This is a genomic window from Brevibacillus sp. AG162 (genome assembly GCF_006715575.1).
Taxonomy (GTDB): Bacteria; Bacillota; Bacilli; order Brevibacillales; family Brevibacillaceae; genus Brevibacillus; species Brevibacillus brevis.
The window spans coordinates 494,175-513,422 of the sequence record NZ_VFNO01000003.1 but is presented as its reverse complement, the minus strand read 5'-3'; the positions used below and the strand labels follow the sequence as shown (position 1 = coordinate 513,422).

The following is a 19,248-nucleotide window of genomic DNA, read 5'->3' as shown; positions in this document are numbered from 1 at the left end:
CTACTTTTCTTGTGTTTGATCCTTTCCTTTTTTCCAGAAAAGCAAAAAGACGAGAGCGCCTGCCAGCAAGGCAAAGAGCAAGCGAAACTTATTTTCACTAAAAGTAATCAGATCATGACCGACGAATGTTTCAAATACCATCGACGGCACTTTTCCAAGCAGGGTCGCTACTAAAAATTGCACGAAGGTGATATTCGTCAAAGCCGCGCCCAAATTGATTACACCGGAAGGCATCATCGGATTCAACCGGAGCAAAACGATGGCAAGACATTTGCGAAAACTCGTCGTTCCGTTGATCGCATGTACCCATTTGAATGATTTCAGTTTTTCGCGCCGATCTGCTTTTTTGATCGTGTAGCGATAAAGGAAAAAGGCGATGCAAGCACCCGCCACCTCTCCCGTTAAGGAAATCAAGAACCCTCCGTACAAGCCAAACACTACCGCATTCGCACCCGATAAAAAAATGGACGGCAAAACACCTGCCACACTGATCACGATGTTCAATAATATACTGCCAATAATCCCCAGCATCCCCAAAGAGCGAATCCATTCTGCCAGGGCTTCTATATTCGTTATCCAATCCATCCGTCTGTATGACTCCCCTCTGCCACTCTCTTTCTAGAGTAAACGAAACTTGTGAAGAAATCATGGAAAAAAGCAAAACAGTCGTAGCCTGATCGACTACGACTGCTTGTATGATTTGCTGCACCATTATTCTTCAGCGATCGCGATGTACAAATCGACTTGTGCGTTGTTGGGATCAGCGCAGCGCACTCCGTCATATCGTTCGAAATCTCCGGTAAATGTCCGCTTGTTCCCCGGTTGATGGGACCACTCCCACACCTTCGCCCACGCTTCCATCACAACCTCTACCATCGGGCCTACGCGAGTCGTAAATACGGCATAGGTAGAAGCGGGCAGAGTCTTGACCGTGAGCTCAGCAGGCAGCTCCCCGGTATTTTCGACGACGGTTCCTACTAACATGGAGTACTCACCGGTCTCATCACTTTCGTAATCGGAGTACACCCCCAGAACAACACCCGGCTCTTTTTGATGGGGAGTTTTGAAAGGATGCTCTTCTTGATAATAGCGCTGCCACAGTCCCCCAATTTTCCCATTCGGTCCGCATTCCGCCTCATTCGTTGTCCGAATTTGCAAGCCAGCTACACGCATTTCATCCAGTTTGATAATCGTTGGGTTCATCATTAACCACGCTCCTGTATGAGTTTGTTTACATGACTTAGTATAACGACCATACCCTGACAACTATCTGTCAACGTTCTACCGTTTTATTCATAAAGTTTCGCCATTCTTTTTATCGTATCCCCCATTCTCTGCCTCACATGCGCAGGCTCATGTACACACAGGGCATCGCCAAAGCTAAGCAGCATACCATTTAACCACTCATCGTCTGTCATCTTCGTTCGTACCAGCAACGAGCCATCCTGCATGGTCTCTATCGCTTCTGGCCCAAACATATCCCGCACCCTTACATGTACACGCGGCGCAAATTCGAGGACAAGAGAAATGCGCTCTGCTGTATCCCATTCTTCGAGCCATTCCAGTTTATCAACATGATATGGGCGAGGCGAAAACTCTTCTGTCAGCACAGACATGTCTGCAATCCGTGACAAGCGAAACAGACGATCCTCCTGGCGCTGTAAACAATAGCCGTACACGTACCACACATAACCTTTGATAATTAGTGTGACAGGCTCAATGGTGCGCTCTGTCGCATCGCCTTGTATTTTCGTATAAATGATCCGCACACGAAGTCTTTTCTCGATGGCTTCCCGTAGCTTATTTACTTTTTCGGCGATTGCCGGTGTACTGCCCCATGGATTGAAGTCATAAACGACGGGATGTGCATTTCCTTGCAGGGAGGACGGTGCAGTGGTGAGCAGTGCTTTTATTTTTTCCAGAAGCTGTCCGATTTGCTTATCGTCTGTGGAGGAATGAACCCCTTTTAGCGCAGCAATAACCGCGACCAGCTCGTCCAAGGATAAGTATTGCCGATCGATCGTAAAATTCTCCATGATCTCGTATCCGCCGCTTGCCCCAGGGTACGCTACGATCGGAATTCCGGCTGCGTTAATGGTTTCCAAATCCCGATAGACTGTACGCAGGGAGACTTCGAAGTGGTCGGAAAGTTCACGAGCGCTCACACGGCGCTTATTCAACAGCATGATGACAATAGCGAGTAGCCGTTCTACCTTCATAATCTCTCCACCTTTCTGATGGAAGTTAGAAAGACCTAAGAAGCTCCTTCTGGTTTGAGTCAACATGGTGGAGGAGAAGAAAAAGCACAGTTCTCTTCGACTCTGACACGCCAACAGGGGTGATTGACTGTCCGTCTCCACTCCCAAAAGGGGACCGTCGATCCAAAGCCACCCTACGGGCGGAAGTTTCTCAAGGATGAAGTGTTCGACAACCGGGTCCCCTTTTGGAAGTTCCGACTGGGTGGGCGTTGTCAAGGTCTACGAGACCTGTGCTTTTTTTTCTCACCAGCTTTGTTGGTTCATCGATACATTTAAAAACTAAAAGAGATCATCCGTAAAAACGGAAGGTGATCTCCAAAAAGTACAATCCTTTAACGTGATTGTTATACTTTCAGGTAATGCAAAAAAGAGAACCTGCAGCCTAAACTGGCTGCACATTCCCTTTTTGCCTTGCTTCAATCGAAGCTATACGCCCATACGTCTGCGTTGATTGTTTGGTTTTTTGGTGAGCTGGCTTTTCATCGTTTGGTTTTTTGCTTTTTGATTCAGTGGGTTATTAGCCTGTGCTTGCGCTTGTTTTTTCTCCGCCAATTTGCGCTTCATCGCCTCTTGCAGGCTGATCTTCCCAGGCTTTTGCTCAGTGGTTTCTTTTTCGTTTTGGTTTGGCTCCGTCATGCGTAGCAACTCCTCATAGAAATTGGTTATCTTCTATGTATTCTAGTGCAAGACAGGAGGAAGCGCCAGTGGGAATCTACCCGTTAATCGCCCGAAGCTGTGATAATTTTACACCACTCGCCTGGTACTTCAAAATTTCCTCCAAAAGCTCTGCAAGGTAAGCACCTGCCTCGATCGGTAGCGTGCCACCCTTATGAATATTAGAAATAACCGTACGATCCGATTCTACCGTATTCGCATCCGGTTTGTAAATCATGTAAGCACTGAGACTTTCTGCCGTCGCAAGCCCTGGTCGCTCCCCGATCAAGGAAATGACGACCTTGCAATTGACGATGGACGCGACCTGGTCCTGAATCCAGACGCGACCTTTGTGAATAAACACTGGTTTCCCGACACTGATGTTACGCATGGACAGACCCTGCATCAATGCAGGCAAGAGGTCTGGAATGGTCGCCTCACATGCGGAGGTGCTCAGTCCGTCCGAGATGACGATTTGCACGTCTTTGTTTTTATCCCCATTCTGCTCCAGCCAGCGAGCGGACTCATCCGATAGCATCCGTCCTGAGTCGAGGTTCATTAAATACTCCTCCATGCTTGTCGCTCTTGAATGGAGGACAGGGAGCTGCAGGCTCTCGATCAGCTGCGGACTGATCGTTTTCATGACCGCATCGCGTGCTGCTGCCTGATCAATACGAAATTGGAGGTAGCTTCCCGTCTTCATCCGGGTACCCGCCCGCCCGATTCCGATTCGAGCCGGCGTTCGTTTCATGGCTAGCTCCAATGCTTCTGGATTGTTGGGGTTCTTGACTCCGCATTGCTTTTCCTCAGGAAAATGAATAACTCCTTGACCTTTTTTGGACAGCTCATCGATTACACGCTGAACCAAGTCGTCCATATTGATCTGTTTCATCTTGCTTCCCTCCCCACTACTTAGTCAAAAATGGTTAAATCGCCTGCACGCTCTGTCAAACGACCATTTTCCATAATGCCCATTTTTTCCAACCATTTCTCGAATTCTCGGAGAGGTCGCAGTCCCAAGAGCTCGCGGTAGCTGGCGTCATCGTGGTAGCTCGTGTCCTGGTAACTAAGCATGACATCGTCCCCACCCGGAACACCCATATAAAAATTCGCCCCTGCCAAGGTCGTCAGCATCCCTGCAATCTCCTGGTCATTCTGATCCGCATACATGTGATTCGTATAAGTCGGAGCAATTCCCATCGGTAAACCATGCAGCTTGCCCATGAACAAGTCCTCCAGATCGGCACGAATCATCTGTCTGCCATCATAGAGTGTTTCTGGTCCGATAAAGCCTGAGACATTATTGACCATGAACGGCTTCCAGTGACGGCAAAAACCGTACGTACGCGCTTCCAGCGTCTGCATATCGACGCCTTCATGGGAGTCCAGCGATACTTCCGAGCCTTGGCCTGTCTCAAAATACATGACGTTTGGTCCCGACGCTGTACCTTTTCGGAGCATCAAATCCATTGCCTCATCCAAAATCTCTTTGTTTACGCCAAACGCATCATTCGCGCGTTGTGAACCTGCCAGACTTTGGAACATCAGGGAAATGGGCGCTCCGCCGCGAAGAGCCTGCATCTGTGTCGTGATATGAGCCAGTACGCAGTTTTGCGTCGGGATTTCCCACTTTTGCATGAAATCATGTGTCATTTTCAAGAGCTTGGTAACGCTTTCAACAGAGTCATTATTGGGGTTAATTCCAATGACAGCGTCGCCTGATCCATATGACAAGCCTTCCTTCATCGAAGCCAAAATGCCATCGGGATCATCGATTGGGTGATTCGGCTGACAGCGGAACGCCAGTCTTCCCGGCTCGCCAATCAATGTGTTGCAATAGGCTTGATGCTTCATTTTTTGCGAAGCCATGACTAGGTCGATGCTGGACATCAGCTTGGCGGTAGCGGAAATCATCTCGCTTGTGAGTCCACGGCTAATTCTTGTCAGCTCAGGCATTCCTGTGGAAAACGACAAGATGTACTCCCGTAGCTCCCCTACTGTCCAATTTTTAATCTCATTGTAAATGGAGAGATTGATATCATCATAAATGATCCGTGTCACTTCGTCTTTTTCGTACGGAATGACTGGATTTTCATATATATCACGAAGTTGCATTTCGCTTAGTACGACTTTAGCCGCCATCCGCTCCAGTGCGGAATTGGCTGCTAGTTTACTCATGTGATCGCCAGACTTTTCTTCACTCGCTTTTGCCAATACATCACGAACGGAAGTAAACTGGTAATGCTGTTTACGTACAACGCAAGCCAATTTCATCTCTAGCCTCACTCACTTTCTTTTCAACTTTCCTGACTTCTATCTCATGGAACGAAAAAAAGCGCTTCGAAACATAAGACGAAATGCTCGCCTTGGTCCAAGCGCCGTTGCTCTTCGTACGATTCACTTTTTTGCGTTCATTGTTTGCTCGTAAGCACGAACTCCACTGCCGGTAGCAGTTCTTCCTCCATGACGGGTTTGACCAGATAGGCACATATCCCTTTTGCTTTGGCTTGCATGACCATGTCCTTTTGACTGTAAGCAGTCAAAAGAAGGATAGCCGCATCCGAATGCTCTCGGATAATCCCAGTCGCTGTCAAACCGTCCATAATTGGCATTTTGACATCCATAATAATGAGATGCGGATTCCACATTTGCGTCAATCGAACGGCCTCTTTGCCGTTTTTTCCTTCAGCTACGACGTTATATCCCTGCTCTTGCAACATCTCGACCAGGTCCATACGTGTTATGGGGTCGTCGTCTATGATGATGACTCGATAATGCTGACGCAATACTCCACCTCCCGATCACCAGTGAACGGACGTGCCAACTGCTCATCATTTCCATACGCAACCGACGCCGTTGTCGGTTTATCGCATATTTTCTGAATACGTTTATTATATCTATATTTTCAGGCTAATTCCAGCTTAAATCCAGTCCATTATCCTCGTTACTTACGATTGAAGGAACGAGAAAAAAATCAATGTACGATTTTCGGCTGCATCCATTTTAGGTGAGCGATAAAATGAAAATAGAAAAATAGAGGGGGAAACAAATGATAACGGCCGAGATGAAGTCTGAGTATTATCAGGCGTTACTGGATAAAAATTCAGAATATGAAGGTGTCTTTTTCGTTGGAGTCAAGACAACTGGCGTATTCTGTCGCCCGACATGTCCAGCAAGAAAACCTAAGTTTATTAATTGTGAGTTTTTTGATCATGCCAAACAAGCACTTCTGGCCTCATTCCGGCCCTGCCAGCGCTGCCGTCCGCTTTCACATCCCAATCATGTTTCAGAGCTTGTGCGTCTGCTAGTAAACGCTGTAGAAGAAAACCCCGAGCAACGTTGGACGGAAAAAGACTTTCAAAGATTATCCGTGGACGCTGCAACAGCACGCCGCCAATTCAAAAAGCGTTTTGGCATGACGTTCGTTGAATATGCAAGGGCGCGACGTATGGGGATTGCGCTGAAAGAAATCAGAGAAGGAAAAGCAATCATCGATGCTCAACTAACCACAGGGTACGAGTCCAGCAGTGGTTTTCGAGACGCATTTTCACGAATTATGGGGGCAGCTCCTACTCGTCTTGGAGATCATCATGTCTTAAAGGCATCGTGGCTGGATACGCGACTCGGTCCCATGATAGCTATAGCAGATGAAGAAGCGCTATATCTACTTGAATTCATTGATCGCCGCGGCTTGGAACGAGAAGTTGAACGTCTTAGACTAAGAACGAAGTCAGCGATTATCCCTGGTTCTACAGCACCAATCCGTTCGATTGAACGTGAGTTAGAGGAGTATTTTGACGGAAAGTTAACAGAATTTGCAACGCCTTTGTTTTTGTGCGGATCGCCTTTTCAAAGAATGGTCTGGGAGCATTTACAAATGATCCCCCCCGGTCAAACTTCATCCTATTCCGATGTTGCAGCAGCAATTGGGAAACCAAGCGCCTTTCGTGCCGTCGCTCAAGCAAATGGTGCGAATCAGTTAGCAATTGTCATTCCTTGTCACCGTGTCATCAACTCCAATGGTGATTTGGGTGGTTACGGAGGAGGACTTTCACGCAAACGCTGGCTGCTTCATCATGAAAAGGAAACACCCGCCCCATTTGACTCGGATTCGAGAAAAATCCAGCAAGTGGATCATGGATGAATAAGCAAAGGAGTGTACAAATTGACACCCGTACAATCGAATAAATGGGCTGTTTTATCTGTGGTCACGCTTGTTTCGTTCATTACCAACTTAGACGCGACGATTGTGGTTATCGGTCTTCCTTCTATCATGGAAGATTTGCGTATTCCGATCAACATTGGTATGTGGACGATTACCGCGTTCTACATCATGAGCACATTATTTTTGCTTCCAGCTGGGCGTTGGTCGGATATGCTCGGAACCAAGCGCATTTTTATATGGGGACTCGCCTTGTTCACGATTTCCACTGCGCTTTGTGGTCTTGCGATCTCAGGCGCAACATTGATCGGTGCACGACTCCTTCAGGGGACTGGTGCTGCAATGGCAATGGCATCAGCAACACCAATCCTCATACGGACATTCCCACCCAATCAGCTCGGAATCGCTCTCGGAATAAACAACATATCATGGGTGACTGGATCACTCATCGGTCCGGTGATCGGAGGCGCGCTTATCGGTGGTTTCGGCTGGCGATCCATCTTTTTTGTAGCTGTCCCCGTTGGAGTCATTGGCTTGATCGCTGGCCTCCTGGTTCTCAAAAACACGCCACCAATCGAAAAGGGCAAGACTGACTGGCCGGGAATTTTGACCTTTGGATCAGGGTTAGTCGCTCTGCTTGTCGCACTATCTGAGGGGCATTCTTGGGGTTGGACATCGGTACACACACTTAGCCTCTTTGCAACCGCTCTACTTTTTTGGATAGCATTCGTACTCATCGAGCTACGTGTCAGGCATCCACTTTTTCCTCTAAGCCTTTTCACCTATCGAAACTATTCGATTGGTCTTGGAATCACGATGAGTTATTGCATTGGTTATTTCGCCGTCACCATTCTCCTGATGCTATATCTGCAAGGGGCACATCGCTTAAGCCCGTTGGAAGCGGGATTGTTATTGATCCCATTATCTATTCCCCAACTCTTCACGGCCCCCTTTGGCGGTAAACTTGCCGACCGTTTTGGCCCCGGTCGCATGATTCTGTTAGGATCATTTCTAATAGGCTCAGCCCTACTGCTACTTGGACAACTTGGTTCTCAGTTATCGAGCATGGCTGTGATTATCCCGCTTCTTATCATATCCGCCGCCACTGGTCTGTCCTGGCCGTCGCTCGCGAAAGCAGTCCTATCTGCTGCTCCGCAAGAGCGCGCTGGCTCTGCTTCTGGCATGTTCTGGACCGTCTACGAAATGTGTCGGGCAATAAGTCAAGCTCTTTCATTGGTAGTCGTTCAGCTAAGCGTCAGGTCTTCATCCGTCTTGCCGCTATTTTCCGAAACGGGAGCTGGAGAGATCGCACAATCGAAGAGTGACTTGATCTATGCAACGAACAACGGTTTCCGATTCTTCGCCATCTTCTTCGCTATCGCAATCGTGTTAGGATTTTTTCTCATGAGGCCACAATGGAAGAAAGACAGCTGGAAGGAGAAAAAAATAGCCCGCCAGTCCGGATGAGATGTGCAAGCATTATTACTGGCACTCCTTCCTCGCAAAAATGCCCTCGCATACGCAAGGGCATTTTTGTTCTTACTGCGCTTTTTCGGTTATTTTTTGACGTAGGTTATCTACGAGCTCGGACATTTTCACTCCTCCCAAAATCTCCTCCATAGCATGCTGCGCACGAGTCAAAATCAACTCCAACACAAACTGTATATTCGCTCCCACTGGACAATCGGGATTCGGTTGCTCATGGATGTGAAAAAGTTGCCCTTCTTCCACAACATCGACTGCACGGTAAATCTCAAGAAGCGTGATTTGATCCAGTTCCTTAGCGAGAGAAGCGCCGCCAGCTCCGGCACGTACGTTCACGAGCCCAGCCTTCTTCAACAGCCCCAGCACACGTCGGATCACGACCGGATTCGTATTCACACTACCTGCGATCCATTCGGAAGTGCAATGCGAATTAGAATCAATGGAAAGCAGTGATAAGATGTGAACCGCAATAGAGAACCGGCTGCTGATTTTCATACGTTGTCACCCTTTCGTTGTAATGATTATAGTTACACCACAGACGAGAAGTCAAGTTAACCATACCGTCACATTTCGTCACGTCGAACTTTTATTCATTCTACTATAATGACTGTGTCAAGTGTTCCCGTAATCTGGAAGGAGTGTTGACAAAAATGATACTTCCACAAATTGAAGTTACGCCTGCAACAGCCTTAATAGATGTTCCTGTCCATATCACGCTGAGCGGGTTTGTCCCCAATCAGTTAATCACCCTTCATGCCACCCTGAAAAATGGGTTGCCTGGAGGAGATTTGACTGCATCATCACATGCCATCTTTCAAGCGGACGAGAATGGTTCAGTCGATTTGGTTTCCCAAGCCCCCCTGTTTGGTACCTATGAGGGGATTGATCCGATGGGGCTTTTCTGGTCTATGAATGTTCAAACCATGCGTTTCTATCATGCCTATTCGCTGGACGACTTTCAGTTCACTCCACGCTCCACCGAAATAGAATTGACAGCAGAAGTTCACGATAAACCTGTAGCAAAAGCAGTCGTGAAACGTATTTTTGTCTCCCGCGACGTATCGATACAGAAAGTGTTCGACCATGGTCTGATCGGCCTGTATTTTTCAAAACCCCACACAGAGCAAAGACCCGCCATTGTCGTACTAGGTGGAAGCGAAGGCGGAATTGGTTCCTGCTCACAATTCGCTGCTTTGTTCGCCTCTCACGGCTATCCGGCGCTAGCACTCGCTTACTTCCAATGCAATGATCTTCCTGACGATATTCGTCAAATCCCGATCGAATATGTTCAACGCGCCATTCATTGGCTACAGCAGCTGCCTTCCGTACATCCTGATAAAATTACGCTATTTGGACGTTCAAAAGGAGCAGAATTGGCATTAGTCACAGCATCGATCGATCAACACGTACATGCTGTTATTGCTTCAAGTCCCAGCTCTACTGTTACTATCGGGACGGATAAGGCATTCGCTGGATCAGACACGTTCTCTCCGCAATCCTCTTGGTCGTTTCAAGGAGAGCCTCTCCCTTTCGTGCCATGGACTGAGGAACAGACAAAAGTCTCACAGGAGCGACTCGACGCAGGTCAACGTATCGATCACATCCATGCCGAAGCCTGGGCTGCTTGTGTTTGGGTAGAAGATGCCGCAATCCCGGTGGAAAAAATCAATGGCCCGATCCTCTTCCTCTCCTCGGATGACGATCACTGGTGGCCTGCGACAGAGCATTGCGAGCAAATGGTCGAGCGGTTAAAGGATCATCAGTTTGCTCATCCGGTGGTGCATTTGCGGTACGCGGATACAGGACATGGGATCCGCTTTCCTTACATCCCGACTACCCGTACACAGCTCAATGGGGGTACGCCCAAAAACAACGCCTACGCATCCGAACACTCTTGGCGTGAGGTTCTTCAGTTTTTGGAACGGACTTTTCCAGAGTAAAAACAGGGAAAGCCTACTCGCATGACGAAGTAGGCATTACCATCTATCATTTTAGAAAGGATGTAGAACCCTATGGACTGCCTATTTTGCAAAATTGTAAACGGAGACATTCCGTCCAAAAAAGTGTATGAGGATGAGCATGTATTGGCTTTTCACGACATTAATCCTGTTGCCCCTGTACACGTCCTGATGATTCCAAAAAAGCATATTCAATCCGTTTTGGCTATCGAGCCTGAGGACAAGGAGCTAATCGGCCATCTCCATTTGTCGCTGCAAAAAGTAGCAGAAACAATGGGTGTGAACGAGGATGGCTTTCGTATCGTAACCAACATTGGCAAACACGGCCAACAAACCGTCTTCCATCTGCACTACCACCTCATCGGAGGCAGACAATTGGAGTGGCAGTTCTAATCCTTAGCAGCTACTGCTCCCTATGAGAGGCAATGTGGCGGGCGATACCTTCACCGTGAAACCTTCCATTTTCAATAAAAATGGCGTTTGCGTGATGGCCCGCCGCAATGACTCCCGCAATATAGAGACCTGGGATGTTCGTCTCCATCGTCTCTGGATGATGCGCCGGGATTCCCGTTTCCTCGTCAATCATAACCCCTAACGAATGAAGGAAGGTACGATCCGGACGGTATCCAATCAAAGAAAACACATGGTCATTGGCAAGTGTAATGACTTCCTCCCCTGTTTTCACCCTGATGGAACGCTCCTCGATGTTCTCGACAGTTGCACCGAACAGCATGTGGATGCGTCCCTTTTTGATCAGACTCTCAAAAACAGGTCTTGTCCATGCCTTGACCTTGTCGGAAAGCTCCGTTCGGCGGCAAATCACCGTTACTTCTGCTCCTGCCCGCTCCAGCTCCATCGCCGCGTCTACGGCAGAGTTGTTTCCCCCTACTACCGCTACTGCAAGCCCAGTATACGGATGTGCTTCCTTGTAAAAGGACGAAACCTTCGGCAACTCCTCGCCCGGTACCTGCAGCCGATTCGGATTGTCAAAGTACCCTGTGGCGATCACCAAGTTTTTCGCTTCATACGTATGTGTTTTGGCGAATCGGTCCGTTGTCGTGACTTGAAAGCCAGCTGGCGTCTTCTTCGCTTCCGTTACCGTTTCATATACATTCACGCGCAATTTTTCTCTCGCTGCTACCAGTCGATAGTAATTGAGTGCCTCCTGTCTGGTCGGCTTGTCGTTCGCCGTTGCAAAAGGTACGCCCCCAATCTCCAGCAAATCAGGTGTGCTATGAAAAATCATATAGGTCGGGTAACGATAAATCGAATGGACAAGCGACCCTTTTTCAATAATGATGGGATCAAGTCCAGCTCGCTTGCAGGCAATTGCCGCTGCCAGTCCACAAGGCCCACCGCCTACAATCAGTACGTCTTCCATTTCTCTCCGCCTCGCTTCATTCTCTCTATTCTTATTCCTCCATCATATCATATCGAAATTCCACCAAAAGAGTTCGGGCACACTGCAAGGTTTCTACCAAAATCTGACCAATGAAAGATTGGTTCTCTCTCCTTATACTGGATGTATGATGAAAAAACAAAACATACATATCTGGTTCGTTTCCTTGGCTTTTCTGGTGTACGGTCTCTCTTTTGCAATGGGAGTTCCTGCATCCACAGCATCGACGAAAAATTTAAAAGATATCGCAAACAGCTATGCGATAGAGCAAATCCGCTCGCTACATGCAGCAGGTGTCATCGCTGGGGATGAAAACGGGTATTTTCACCCGACTCGCCCGGTTACGCGTGCTGAGTTTGTCGCGATGCTCACACGAACGCTCGGTATTAAACCGGTGGTCAGCAACGTCGCAGCCTATTCGGATGTCCCGAAAAACTCTTGGGCATACGGGTACGTCCAAGCTGCAGCTGGTCTTAACATCGCAAATGGCATCGGTCCTACTACTTTTGCTCCGAAGCGGACGATTTCTCGCGAAGAGGCCGCTGCGTTTCTCGTGCGCGCACTGGAACAGAGCATTTCGCCTTCTTACCAGCTTTCCGTGAAGGATGCCAATGCGATTTCGAGCTGGGCGCGCGCCTCAGTCAGCCACGCCATGCAGAAAAAGTGGTTGGTTGGCTATAACGGCTACTTCCGTCCAACACAAGCGCTGTCTCGCGAAGAAACGGCCGTTGTTCTGCATCGAATTCTGGAGAATCTAAAGAAGCAAAACGTTACAGCAAAGCCGCTTGTCTCTCTCGGATGGCAATACCAGTCCACGACAGAGGAGTTCATTGCACATGTCAAGAAAAGCGGAGTCAACACACTGTCACCTCGCTGGTATTTCCTGCAAAAAGACGGAACGATTAGCGACTTTACGGATGCTTCACTCGTCCATTGGGCACATGCAAATGGCAAGCAGGTGTGGCCGCTGTTCGGGAATAAATTCGATACCGCTGCCACCCACGCCATGCTGTCTGATGCCAAAAAACGAAAAGCGGCGGTTCAAAAGCTGGCTTCCTTCATTGACAAGTACCAGCTGGATGGAATCAATGTCGATTTTGAAGGGTTCTCCCCTGCAGATCGTAACAACTTCACCTTGTTCATTCAGGAGCTCGCGACTGCCCTTCACGCAAAAGGAGCGGTGCTGTCTGTAGATATTCCGCCCGATGGTCTAGCAGAATGGAGCGCTCCATTTGACTTTGCCAAATTAGCAAAACATGCGGATTATTTAGTAGTAATGGCCTATGATGAGCATTGGGCAGGCGGGCCAAAAGCAGGCTCCGTGTCATCCTTGCCATGGTTGAAAAAAGTCATCACCAACTTGCTCGACGACGTTCCAACCCAAAAGCTGATTGTGGGCATGCCTCTGTACACACGAGATTGGCACCAATCAAAGGGAGCGCTGAAATCAACGGACCTCAGCATCCCTCAGTCCTACCAACTGCTCTCTCAATATAGAGCCAAGACGGTCTGGGACGATAAAATTGGGCAATACCGCTCGACGTATCAAAAACAAGGCGTCTCACATACTATCTGGCTGGAAGAAAGTCGCTCCATGGGACTCAAGGTTCAGGCCAGCCTGCAATGGAATATTGGTGGACTGGCGTACTGGTACGTAGGTTCTGAATCAACTGATATGTGGACAGCCATTGCCAATTCGATTACCCTTAAGCATGCACGTGAAAAACTGTAAGAATGATGAAAACAAGCACCCTCCGTCCGGCTACAGCCGTCGCAGAGGTGCTTCTTTTTGTTAGGCTAGGCAATACTCAATACGTCCCAGATGAGCCTGCTCCACCAGGATGGTTAGGTGCCTCTACGACTTCGTCCTTCGACGCTTTTCGGGTCTCAAATAAATCCGTGCTTCCTGCTGCGTGCGTCCCCAGTACTTTCAATTCTTTATTTTCCACTTCCTGATTGTTTTGTTTAGTCAATTGTGATCCCTCCAGGATGCATGTTACCAGTAGTTTGTCTCGTTTAGCGATTATTAGACGATAATGGGACGATACGTTCTACCCAATAATCTCCTATTGTTGCAACATGAAAAGTTAGGTATATTGAAATGCTACCCCCCAATTTACTGCCCAAGACAATATCTGAATTTCATTTTATATACTTCGATGAATGAAGGAGGAATCAGCTGTGAAGATGGAAATTTCAGATAACCGCATCATTTCAATCTTTGTGCCGGAGAGTGAACTGGCAGAGCGCGGTTACGATCAAAATAATCACGAAGCCGCTCTTTCGCTCCTTAACCATTTGATCGACGAAGCGCTTTTGTTTGCGGAATCTACGCAAGATTTTCCGGCAATGGATATGCCGTCACGTACGGAGGTAGCTTTCATTCCTTCTCAAGGGATGTATATCACTATTACCTTACTAGAAAGCCAAGAAGAAAAAACAGATGGGAAACAGACTGTAATTCTGGAGCAGGAGGCATCATTTTTTGTCTTCCCTGACTTTGAAGATTTGACGCTATGTGCAGCGAAAATGCCCGAGCGTTTGCGTAAAAGTGGAAAGCTGTATGTATACAACGCTTCCTATGTGCTCCATCTTCCGAAATCCGATTTTTCCACCGAGGATGATCATCAGCTCGCAGCCTCTATTGTTGCTGAATATGCGACAAGACAGGTTGATACGACATCTGCGGTCGTGAATGAGTACGGAAAAGTCCTGTTTGAAAAAGAAGCTTTTCTTGAGATAGCACGCTTGTTTCCTTGTTAAATATACAGCAACTTCTTGTCATAAACTGCAAAAAGGCCAACCCTCACAGTTGGCTTTTTTGGCTACATACTGCCATTGTATACGTCGGCGCTTTGAAATGAATGCAGTACGATTCCGTCAGCGTCTCCCTTTTCCTGCGGGTTCACAAAAAATGCATTTGTCTCCTCGAAAAAACGTTTCTGATATTCGCCATGGATTCTATACGTAAAAGCTCAGCATGAATATCTTGGTGTTCTGCATGGGATTGCCCTCCTTTATTCATACTGAAAGGGAGTAAAAGGAGGAAAGGTTCTTGCCGGATATTTTGATGAGCCCTGAATTAAAAAGAAAAACAGAGGAAGCTATCCAAGGTCTCACATTTACGAAAAATTTCCGTTCTGCAACAGCCGAGGAATGGTATCTGTTTTTGCCGGGATACCAAGATCCGCAGACAGAAGGGGCTTGCGGGAAAGTAATCATTCATTACGACTTGATTGGAAATCGGGATGTGTTCATCAACACCACCGTGATTTTCGATGACCCCAAACTGTATGACCCTGCTCTGCATCCGCTGGTCTACGCAGTGGTAGATGAGACCATCAATCGTTTGGTCGGCTATGCAAATACGTTACTCTCGGTACATGCAGGCTTCAATTCGTACTCAGCTGAATACGTGAGTTAGCACCACTTTGCAAAATGTCTGTTGGATAATCTTGCAACTTCAGGAGGGAACACGATGAAAAACAACGATGAAGATTTGCTTCAGGCAGCCGAGGAGGTCGCCGACAAAATGTACGACCCATCCTTTTATAAAAGTGAATCGTTGACGGAGCAAGGGCTCGCCATTACACACGAGCAAGTCAGCGACAATTACATGGAAGGTACAAACGACGGAAAAATCGATGAAAATGCTGGACAGAAAAATATCGAGATACCTCGAACCGGCTACGAAAACATGTTTTGAAGCCAAGTTGATATCCCATGCTAATCATTTCTCCATTTTTCCCCTGAATATCCATCGATTCTATACAAACACTATCAAAGGTTGACAGTAACCCAATTCGATTACAGGAGGCCATTATGCAACGATTTGCCGCTCATGAGTTTTTGGAAACACAAGAAGCACTCCGCTCCAAGCACGCCGCGATTGAAATGCACGGAGTACTTGCCGAGATGGCACAAGACCCTCAATTAACAGGTATCATTAACAGACATCAACAAATGATCATGAACGCATACCAGCAAGGAATTAGCCTCTTGCAGGGAAAAGGCATCAACATCGCACCAGCTCCTATTCAATTGCGTGTAGCACAACCTACGGCAGTTGGTCTTAATAACCCGCAGATGGCTGCTCCCAACCCACATCCTACCCGCTTGTCAGATATGACGATTGCTACCCTGATGCTGAACTGGCATAAAGCGGGTTCGGCAATCGGCATGCTCTGGGCGGCTGAGTGCGTAGATCCAGGTATCCGTCAATATCATGTAAATGGCGCAAATGCTTGCCAGCAAATGGCTTATGAAACCTGGCAATACATGAATGCCAAGGGCTACTACCAAGCTCCGCAGCTTGCCGATCACACGATGAACACGATGATTAACGCCTACCAGCCTCAACAACAAATGTTCATGTAAGCCAAAAAACCGTCCTTGTTTGGACGGTTTTCATTTTATGCTAGGCATGGCATCGTGGAATAAGAAAAACCTTCCCGCTTCTGGAAGGTTTTGTTTGTTACAATGTGTCAGCGATCTCGAACAGTCTCGGTATTAGTTGACCAGCCCCAGCTTTCTATTGGTTGTTCCTCATTACCACTGTCTTTAGTAGCTAGTAAATTTTTGATGTCTTGTCCTTCTTCGTCTTGCCTCGATTGGTTGCCCTGCAATTTTTTTGGCAAGTCCATGGTTCTTCCCCTCTCTTTTCGTTTGCTTTTGCTCGCTACTCTGGAGAATACCCCTCAGATTCATTCAGCAAGCCCTCATACTGGGTAATGGCTGAAATCAAATCTGGATGGGAATCTCGGTTTGCCTCAGCCAGCTTTTTCAGATCGAAATACACTTCTGATAATCGAAAGAGAGGGTCGTTACGCTCAGAAACACCACTTGTTGCAGATTGTGTCACTACCCCATTCGTTTGCAAATAGAAGGTTTCTGCCGGGACACTTTCAATATCCTGCTTCACCTCTTTTAACACAGCCTGCAACCGTTCTGGCATCATATCGTTGTGTTTCTCGAATTTTCCAATAATCGTAAGGATGTAATCCTTTTTGCTCATCGCTCTCGTTCATCCTTTCCTTCAAGCATGCTTTGTTAATGTGCCCGTACAACAGGAAAGGCATTCAAAAGTCTTGTTTAGCATGTAATTGGACAAAAAACTGCCACCTCTCTCGCATCACGCACAAGTAGAAGTGGCAGTTTTTCTTTTCCCTATTCGTTTATCCGACTTGCTGGAGCAACTTTCCCCGCAGTTTTGCGAGCATGTCCTCAGTCATTTTGTCCAAGTCGTACTCTGCTTTGAAGCCCCACTCTTGCATGGCAGCCGTCGCATCAATGGAGTTCGGCCAGCTGTCAGCAATCGCCTGACGCACAGGGTCAACCTCATAAGAGAGCGTAAACTCAGGAATGTGCTTACGGATCGCTGCTGCTACATCTTCTGGCTCAATGCTCATCGCAGTCACGTTGAATGCATTGCGGTGAATGAGCTTGGAGGCATCTGCTTCCATCAGGGAAACAATGGCATTCAGCGCATCAGGCATATACATCATATCCATGTACGTACCTTTGCCGATGTAGGACGTATACGATCCATGCTGGATCGCCTTGTAGTAAATGTCTACTGCATAGTCCGTCGTACCACCACCCGGAGGTGCTACATACGAGATCAGACCTGGGAAGCGCACACCGCGCGTATCTACCCCAAATTTTTGATAATAGTAATCGCAGAGCAACTCACCGGATACCTTATTTACACCATACATGGTCGTAGGGCGTTGAATTGTGTCCTGCGGCGTGTTGTCCTTCGGTGTAGTCGGACCAAATGCACCAATCGAGCTCGGCGTAAAGAACTGGCAGTTCAACTCACGTGCTGCTTCCAGAGCGTTTACCAGCCCGCCCATGTTCAGGTTCCATGCCAAGAGAGGCTTCGCTTCTGCTGTTGCAGACAACAAGGCAGCCAAATGCATGATCGTATCCACGCCATGTTTCTTCGCCAGCTCAAACATCCGGTTCCCGTCGGTGACATCAAGAACTTCGAATGGACCCGATTGCACGACAGGATCGTCTTCGTTTTTCCGGATATCTGTGGCGATGACTTGATCCGCTCCGTAAATATCGCGTAATTTCATGATGAGCTCGGAACCAATTTGTCCTAACGCCCCGGTTACCAGAATTTTTTTCATTTCAGGATCCCCATTTCTTTCCCAACTTTTTCGTAGATGCTAAGGGCACGATCCAACATTTCCTTGCTATGTGCGGCTGTTGGCATATTCCGTACACGGCCGGTTCCTTTTGGTACAGTAGGGAACACGATCGCTTTCGCGTACACGCCCTCTTCATACAGTCGCTTGCTGAACTCTTGGGTCTGCTGTTCGTCTCCGATAATGCAAGGAGTGATAGGCGTTTCGCTCTCCCCAATATTGAAGCCGAGTTCTTTCAAGCCTTTTTTGAGGTAGTGTCCGTTATCCCACAACTTGTCGTGCAGCTCGGTGCTGTTCATCAAAATATCGATAGCAGCAATGGAAGCAGCCACATCCGCAGGGGTCAGCGAAGTTGAGAACAGGAACGGTCTGCTGCGTACTTTGAGCCAGTCGATCAGCTCTTGGCGTCCCGCTACATAACCGCCGACTACCCCAATTGCTTTGGAAAGTGTGCCGATTTGGAAGTCGATCTTATCAGACAGCCCAAAATGCTTAACCGTTCCTGCCCCTTTACCGAGAACACCAGAGCCGTGGGCATCGTCTACATACGTAATCAAGTCAAATTGTTCGGCTACCTCTACGATTTCCGGCAGCTTGGCAACATCGCCATCCATCGAAAATACGCCGTCAGTAATGACCATCAGCTTTTTATATTTGCCGGATTCTTTCGCTTCCTTCGCTTTCGCACGCAAATCATCGATATCGGAGTGATTCACACGGATAATTTGTGCACGAGACAGGCGGCATCCATCAATAATGGAAGCGTGGTTTAACTCGTCAGAAAGAATCGCATCGTCCTTGTCCATGACAGCAGAGATCGCAGCCATGTTGCAGTTAAAACCAGATTGGTAAGCAATAGCGGCTTCCGTGTGCTTGAAGGCAGCGAGCTTTTCTTCCAGCTTCACATGCAAGTCCAAGGTACCATTAATTGTACGTACAGCCCCTGCCCCTACGCCGTATTTGCTCGCTGCTGCAATCGCAGCGTCCACAAGGCGTTGATCAGTAGCCAAGCCCAGATAGTTATTGGAGGAGAGGTTGATTAATTCTTTCCCTGCAATCGTAATGACCGGACCGTTCGCGCTTTGCAATGGGTCAATGACGTTGTACAGTCCCTTGCTCTTCAAATCTGCCAGATTTTCATGTAAAAAATGTTCAAGTGTTTTGCTCGCCAACGAGA

23 protein-coding genes are annotated in these 19,248 nt (G+C 47.8%); 9 read left to right on the top strand and 14 right to left on the bottom strand.

Annotated features, from left to right (window positions below):
• The 7 genes from FB479_RS12485 to FB479_RS12450 all read right to left on the bottom strand — a co-directional run bounded on the left by FB479_RS12485 (position 1) and on the right by FB479_RS12450 (position 5,698).
• Positions 1-585: a TVP38/TMEM64 family protein gene (locus FB479_RS12485; RefSeq protein WP_142065361.1), complete on the bottom strand. Its 585-nt coding sequence runs from the start codon at positions 583-585 to the stop codon at positions 1-3.
• Between the two features lie 126 nt (positions 586-711).
• A complete protein-coding gene (locus tag FB479_RS12480) occupies positions 712-1,206 on the bottom strand; it encodes a GyrI-like domain-containing protein (RefSeq protein ID WP_142065359.1) in 495 nt (164 codons plus the stop codon).
• An 83-nt stretch (positions 1,207-1,289) separates the two neighbouring features.
• Entirely contained in the window at positions 1,290-2,219 is a 930-nt protein-coding gene (locus FB479_RS12475; RefSeq protein WP_142065357.1) for a helix-turn-helix transcriptional regulator, read from the bottom strand.
• Positions 2,220-2,684: 465 nt separating this feature from the next.
• On the bottom strand, positions 2,685-2,894 hold the full coding sequence (locus FB479_RS12465) for a hypothetical protein (RefSeq protein WP_047069123.1): 210 nt from the start codon (positions 2,892-2,894) through the stop codon (positions 2,685-2,687).
• Positions 2,895-2,970: 76 nt separating this feature from the next.
• A complete protein-coding gene (gene eutC, locus FB479_RS12460) occupies positions 2,971-3,804 on the bottom strand; it encodes an ethanolamine ammonia-lyase subunit EutC (protein WP_142065355.1) in 834 nt (277 codons plus the stop codon).
• Between the two features lie 20 nt (positions 3,805-3,824).
• Positions 3,825-5,186: an ethanolamine ammonia-lyase subunit EutB gene (locus FB479_RS12455; RefSeq protein ID WP_017248249.1), complete on the bottom strand. Its 1,362-nt coding sequence runs from the start codon at positions 5,184-5,186 to the stop codon at positions 3,825-3,827.
• Between the two features lie 137 nt (positions 5,187-5,323).
• Positions 5,324-5,698, bottom strand: a complete 375-nt coding sequence (locus FB479_RS12450) for a response regulator (RefSeq protein ID WP_012686288.1) — start codon at positions 5,696-5,698, stop codon at positions 5,324-5,326.
• 263 nt (positions 5,699-5,961) lie between these two features.
• Here FB479_RS12450 and FB479_RS12445 point away from each other — a divergent pair, with 263 nt between their 5' ends.
• Both FB479_RS12445 and FB479_RS12440 read left to right on the top strand, forming a co-directional pair.
• On the top strand, positions 5,962-7,056 hold the full coding sequence (locus FB479_RS12445) for a bifunctional transcriptional activator/DNA repair enzyme AdaA (RefSeq protein WP_142065353.1): 1,095 nt from the start codon (positions 5,962-5,964) through the stop codon (positions 7,054-7,056).
• 21 nt (positions 7,057-7,077) lie between these two features.
• Positions 7,078-8,541, top strand: a complete 1,464-nt coding sequence (locus tag FB479_RS12440; RefSeq protein WP_142065351.1) for an MFS transporter — start codon at positions 7,078-7,080, stop codon at positions 8,539-8,541.
• A 72-nt stretch (positions 8,542-8,613) separates the two neighbouring features.
• On the opposite strand, the gene FB479_RS12435 is transcribed toward FB479_RS12440, so the two are convergent.
• Positions 8,614-9,054: an Rrf2 family transcriptional regulator gene (locus FB479_RS12435; protein WP_012686286.1), complete on the bottom strand. Its 441-nt coding sequence runs from the start codon at positions 9,052-9,054 to the stop codon at positions 8,614-8,616.
• A 155-nt stretch (positions 9,055-9,209) separates the two neighbouring features.
• On the opposite strand from FB479_RS12435, the gene FB479_RS12430 reads away from it, so the two are divergent.
• Positions 9,210-10,499 carry an acyl-CoA thioester hydrolase/BAAT C-terminal domain-containing protein gene (locus tag FB479_RS12430; RefSeq protein WP_142065348.1) on the top strand — a complete coding sequence of 430 codons (1,290 nt, stop codon included), beginning with the start codon at positions 9,210-9,212 and terminating at the stop codon, positions 10,497-10,499.
• Positions 10,500-10,571: 72 nt separating this feature from the next.
• Entirely contained in the window at positions 10,572-10,910 is a 339-nt protein-coding gene (locus tag FB479_RS12425) for a histidine triad nucleotide-binding protein (RefSeq protein ID WP_007727375.1), read from the top strand.
• 10 nt (positions 10,911-10,920) lie between these two features.
• On the opposite strand, the gene FB479_RS12420 is transcribed toward FB479_RS12425, so the two are convergent.
• Positions 10,921-11,898, bottom strand: a complete 978-nt coding sequence (locus FB479_RS12420) for a YpdA family putative bacillithiol disulfide reductase (protein ID WP_142065346.1) — start codon at positions 11,896-11,898, stop codon at positions 10,921-10,923.
• 148 nt (positions 11,899-12,046) lie between these two features.
• On the opposite strand from FB479_RS12420, the gene FB479_RS12415 reads away from it, so the two are divergent.
• Positions 12,047-13,648, top strand: a complete 1,602-nt coding sequence (locus FB479_RS12415; RefSeq protein WP_255438368.1) for a glycosyl hydrolase family 18 protein — start codon at positions 12,047-12,049, stop codon at positions 13,646-13,648.
• 76 nt (positions 13,649-13,724) lie between these two features.
• Here FB479_RS12415 and FB479_RS30490 read toward each other — a convergent pair whose 3' ends face one another.
• A complete protein-coding gene (locus FB479_RS30490) occupies positions 13,725-13,889 on the bottom strand; it encodes a hypothetical protein (RefSeq protein WP_185746355.1) in 165 nt (54 codons plus the stop codon).
• 214 nt (positions 13,890-14,103) lie between these two features.
• On the opposite strand from FB479_RS30490, the gene FB479_RS12410 reads away from it, so the two are divergent.
• The 4 genes from FB479_RS12410 to FB479_RS12395 all read left to right on the top strand — a co-directional run bounded on the left by FB479_RS12410 (position 14,104) and on the right by FB479_RS12395 (position 16,293).
• Positions 14,104-14,679: an adaptor protein MecA gene (locus FB479_RS12410; RefSeq protein ID WP_232030566.1), complete on the top strand. Its 576-nt coding sequence runs from the start codon at positions 14,104-14,106 to the stop codon at positions 14,677-14,679.
• Between the two features lie 292 nt (positions 14,680-14,971).
• Positions 14,972-15,340, top strand: a complete 369-nt coding sequence (locus tag FB479_RS12405) for a hypothetical protein (protein WP_106653136.1) — start codon at positions 14,972-14,974, stop codon at positions 15,338-15,340.
• Between the two features lie 54 nt (positions 15,341-15,394).
• Positions 15,395-15,622 carry a YozQ family protein gene (locus FB479_RS12400; RefSeq protein ID WP_106653135.1) on the top strand — a complete coding sequence of 76 codons (228 nt, stop codon included), beginning with the start codon at positions 15,395-15,397 and terminating at the stop codon, positions 15,620-15,622.
• Positions 15,623-15,738: 116 nt separating this feature from the next.
• Positions 15,739-16,293 (top strand): spore coat protein, encoded by a 555-nt coding sequence (locus tag FB479_RS12395; protein ID WP_106653134.1) that lies wholly within the window; start codon positions 15,739-15,741, stop codon positions 16,291-16,293.
• A 107-nt stretch (positions 16,294-16,400) separates the two neighbouring features.
• Here FB479_RS12395 and FB479_RS30485 read toward each other — a convergent pair whose 3' ends face one another.
• The 4 genes from FB479_RS30485 to FB479_RS12380 all read right to left on the bottom strand — a co-directional run bounded on the left by FB479_RS30485 (position 16,401) and on the right by FB479_RS12380 (position 19,243).
• The gene (locus FB479_RS30485) at positions 16,401-16,559 is read right to left on the bottom strand and encodes a hypothetical protein (RefSeq protein ID WP_185746354.1); all 159 of its coding nucleotides are present in this window, start codon (positions 16,557-16,559) and stop codon (positions 16,401-16,403) included.
• A 35-nt stretch (positions 16,560-16,594) separates the two neighbouring features.
• Positions 16,595-16,930, bottom strand: coding sequence for a hypothetical protein (locus FB479_RS12390; RefSeq protein WP_142065342.1), 336 nt, complete (start codon positions 16,928-16,930; stop codon positions 16,595-16,597).
• 160 nt (positions 16,931-17,090) lie between these two features.
• Positions 17,091-18,053 (bottom strand): L-threonine 3-dehydrogenase, encoded by a 963-nt coding sequence (locus FB479_RS12385; protein WP_106653132.1) that lies wholly within the window; start codon positions 18,051-18,053, stop codon positions 17,091-17,093.
• Entirely contained in the window at positions 18,050-19,243 is a 1,194-nt protein-coding gene (locus tag FB479_RS12380; RefSeq protein ID WP_142065340.1) for a glycine C-acetyltransferase, read from the bottom strand. The genes FB479_RS12385 and FB479_RS12380 overlap by 4 nt, the downstream gene beginning before the upstream one ends.
• Between the last annotated feature and the right edge of the window lie 5 nt (positions 19,244-19,248).

Coding starts and splice junctions, on each gene's coding strand:
- FB479_RS12485 (WP_142065361.1), bottom strand. CDS start 585: ATGGATTGGATAACGAATATAGAAGCCCTGGCAGAATGGATTCGCTCT.
- FB479_RS12480 (WP_142065359.1), bottom strand. CDS start 1,206: ATGATGAACCCAACGATTATCAAACTGGATGAAATGCGTGTAGCTGGC.
- FB479_RS12475 (WP_142065357.1), bottom strand. CDS start 2,219: ATGAAGGTAGAACGGCTACTCGCTATTGTCATCATGCTGTTGAATAAG.
- FB479_RS12465 (WP_047069123.1), bottom strand. CDS start 2,894: ATGACGGAGCCAAACCAAAACGAAAAAGAAACCACTGAGCAAAAGCCT.
- eutC (WP_142065355.1), bottom strand. CDS start 3,804: ATGAAACAGATCAATATGGACGACTTGGTTCAGCGTGTAATCGATGAG.
- FB479_RS12455 (WP_017248249.1), bottom strand. CDS start 5,186: ATGAAATTGGCTTGCGTTGTACGTAAACAGCATTACCAGTTTACTTCC.
- FB479_RS12445 (WP_142065353.1), top strand. CDS start 5,962: ATGATAACGGCCGAGATGAAGTCTGAGTATTATCAGGCGTTACTGGAT.
- FB479_RS12435 (WP_012686286.1), bottom strand. CDS start 9,054: ATGAAAATCAGCAGCCGGTTCTCTATTGCGGTTCACATCTTATCACTG.
- FB479_RS12430 (WP_142065348.1), top strand. CDS start 9,210: ATGATACTTCCACAAATTGAAGTTACGCCTGCAACAGCCTTAATAGAT.
- FB479_RS12425 (WP_007727375.1), top strand. CDS start 10,572: ATGGACTGCCTATTTTGCAAAATTGTAAACGGAGACATTCCGTCCAAA.
- FB479_RS12420 (WP_142065346.1), bottom strand. CDS start 11,898: ATGGAAGACGTACTGATTGTAGGCGGTGGGCCTTGTGGACTGGCAGCG.
- FB479_RS12415 (WP_255438368.1), top strand. CDS start 12,047: ATGAAAAAACAAAACATACATATCTGGTTCGTTTCCTTGGCTTTTCTG.
- FB479_RS12410 (WP_232030566.1), top strand. CDS start 14,104: ATGGAAATTTCAGATAACCGCATCATTTCAATCTTTGTGCCGGAGAGT.
- FB479_RS12400 (WP_106653135.1), top strand. CDS start 15,395: ATGAAAAACAACGATGAAGATTTGCTTCAGGCAGCCGAGGAGGTCGCC.
- FB479_RS12395 (WP_106653134.1), top strand. CDS start 15,739: ATGCAACGATTTGCCGCTCATGAGTTTTTGGAAACACAAGAAGCACTC.
- FB479_RS30485 (WP_185746354.1), bottom strand. CDS start 16,559: ATGGACTTGCCAAAAAAATTGCAGGGCAACCAATCGAGGCAAGACGAA.
- FB479_RS12390 (WP_142065342.1), bottom strand. CDS start 16,930: ATGAGCAAAAAGGATTACATCCTTACGATTATTGGAAAATTCGAGAAA.
- FB479_RS12385 (WP_106653132.1), bottom strand. CDS start 18,053: ATGAAAAAAATTCTGGTAACCGGGGCGTTAGGACAAATTGGTTCCGAG.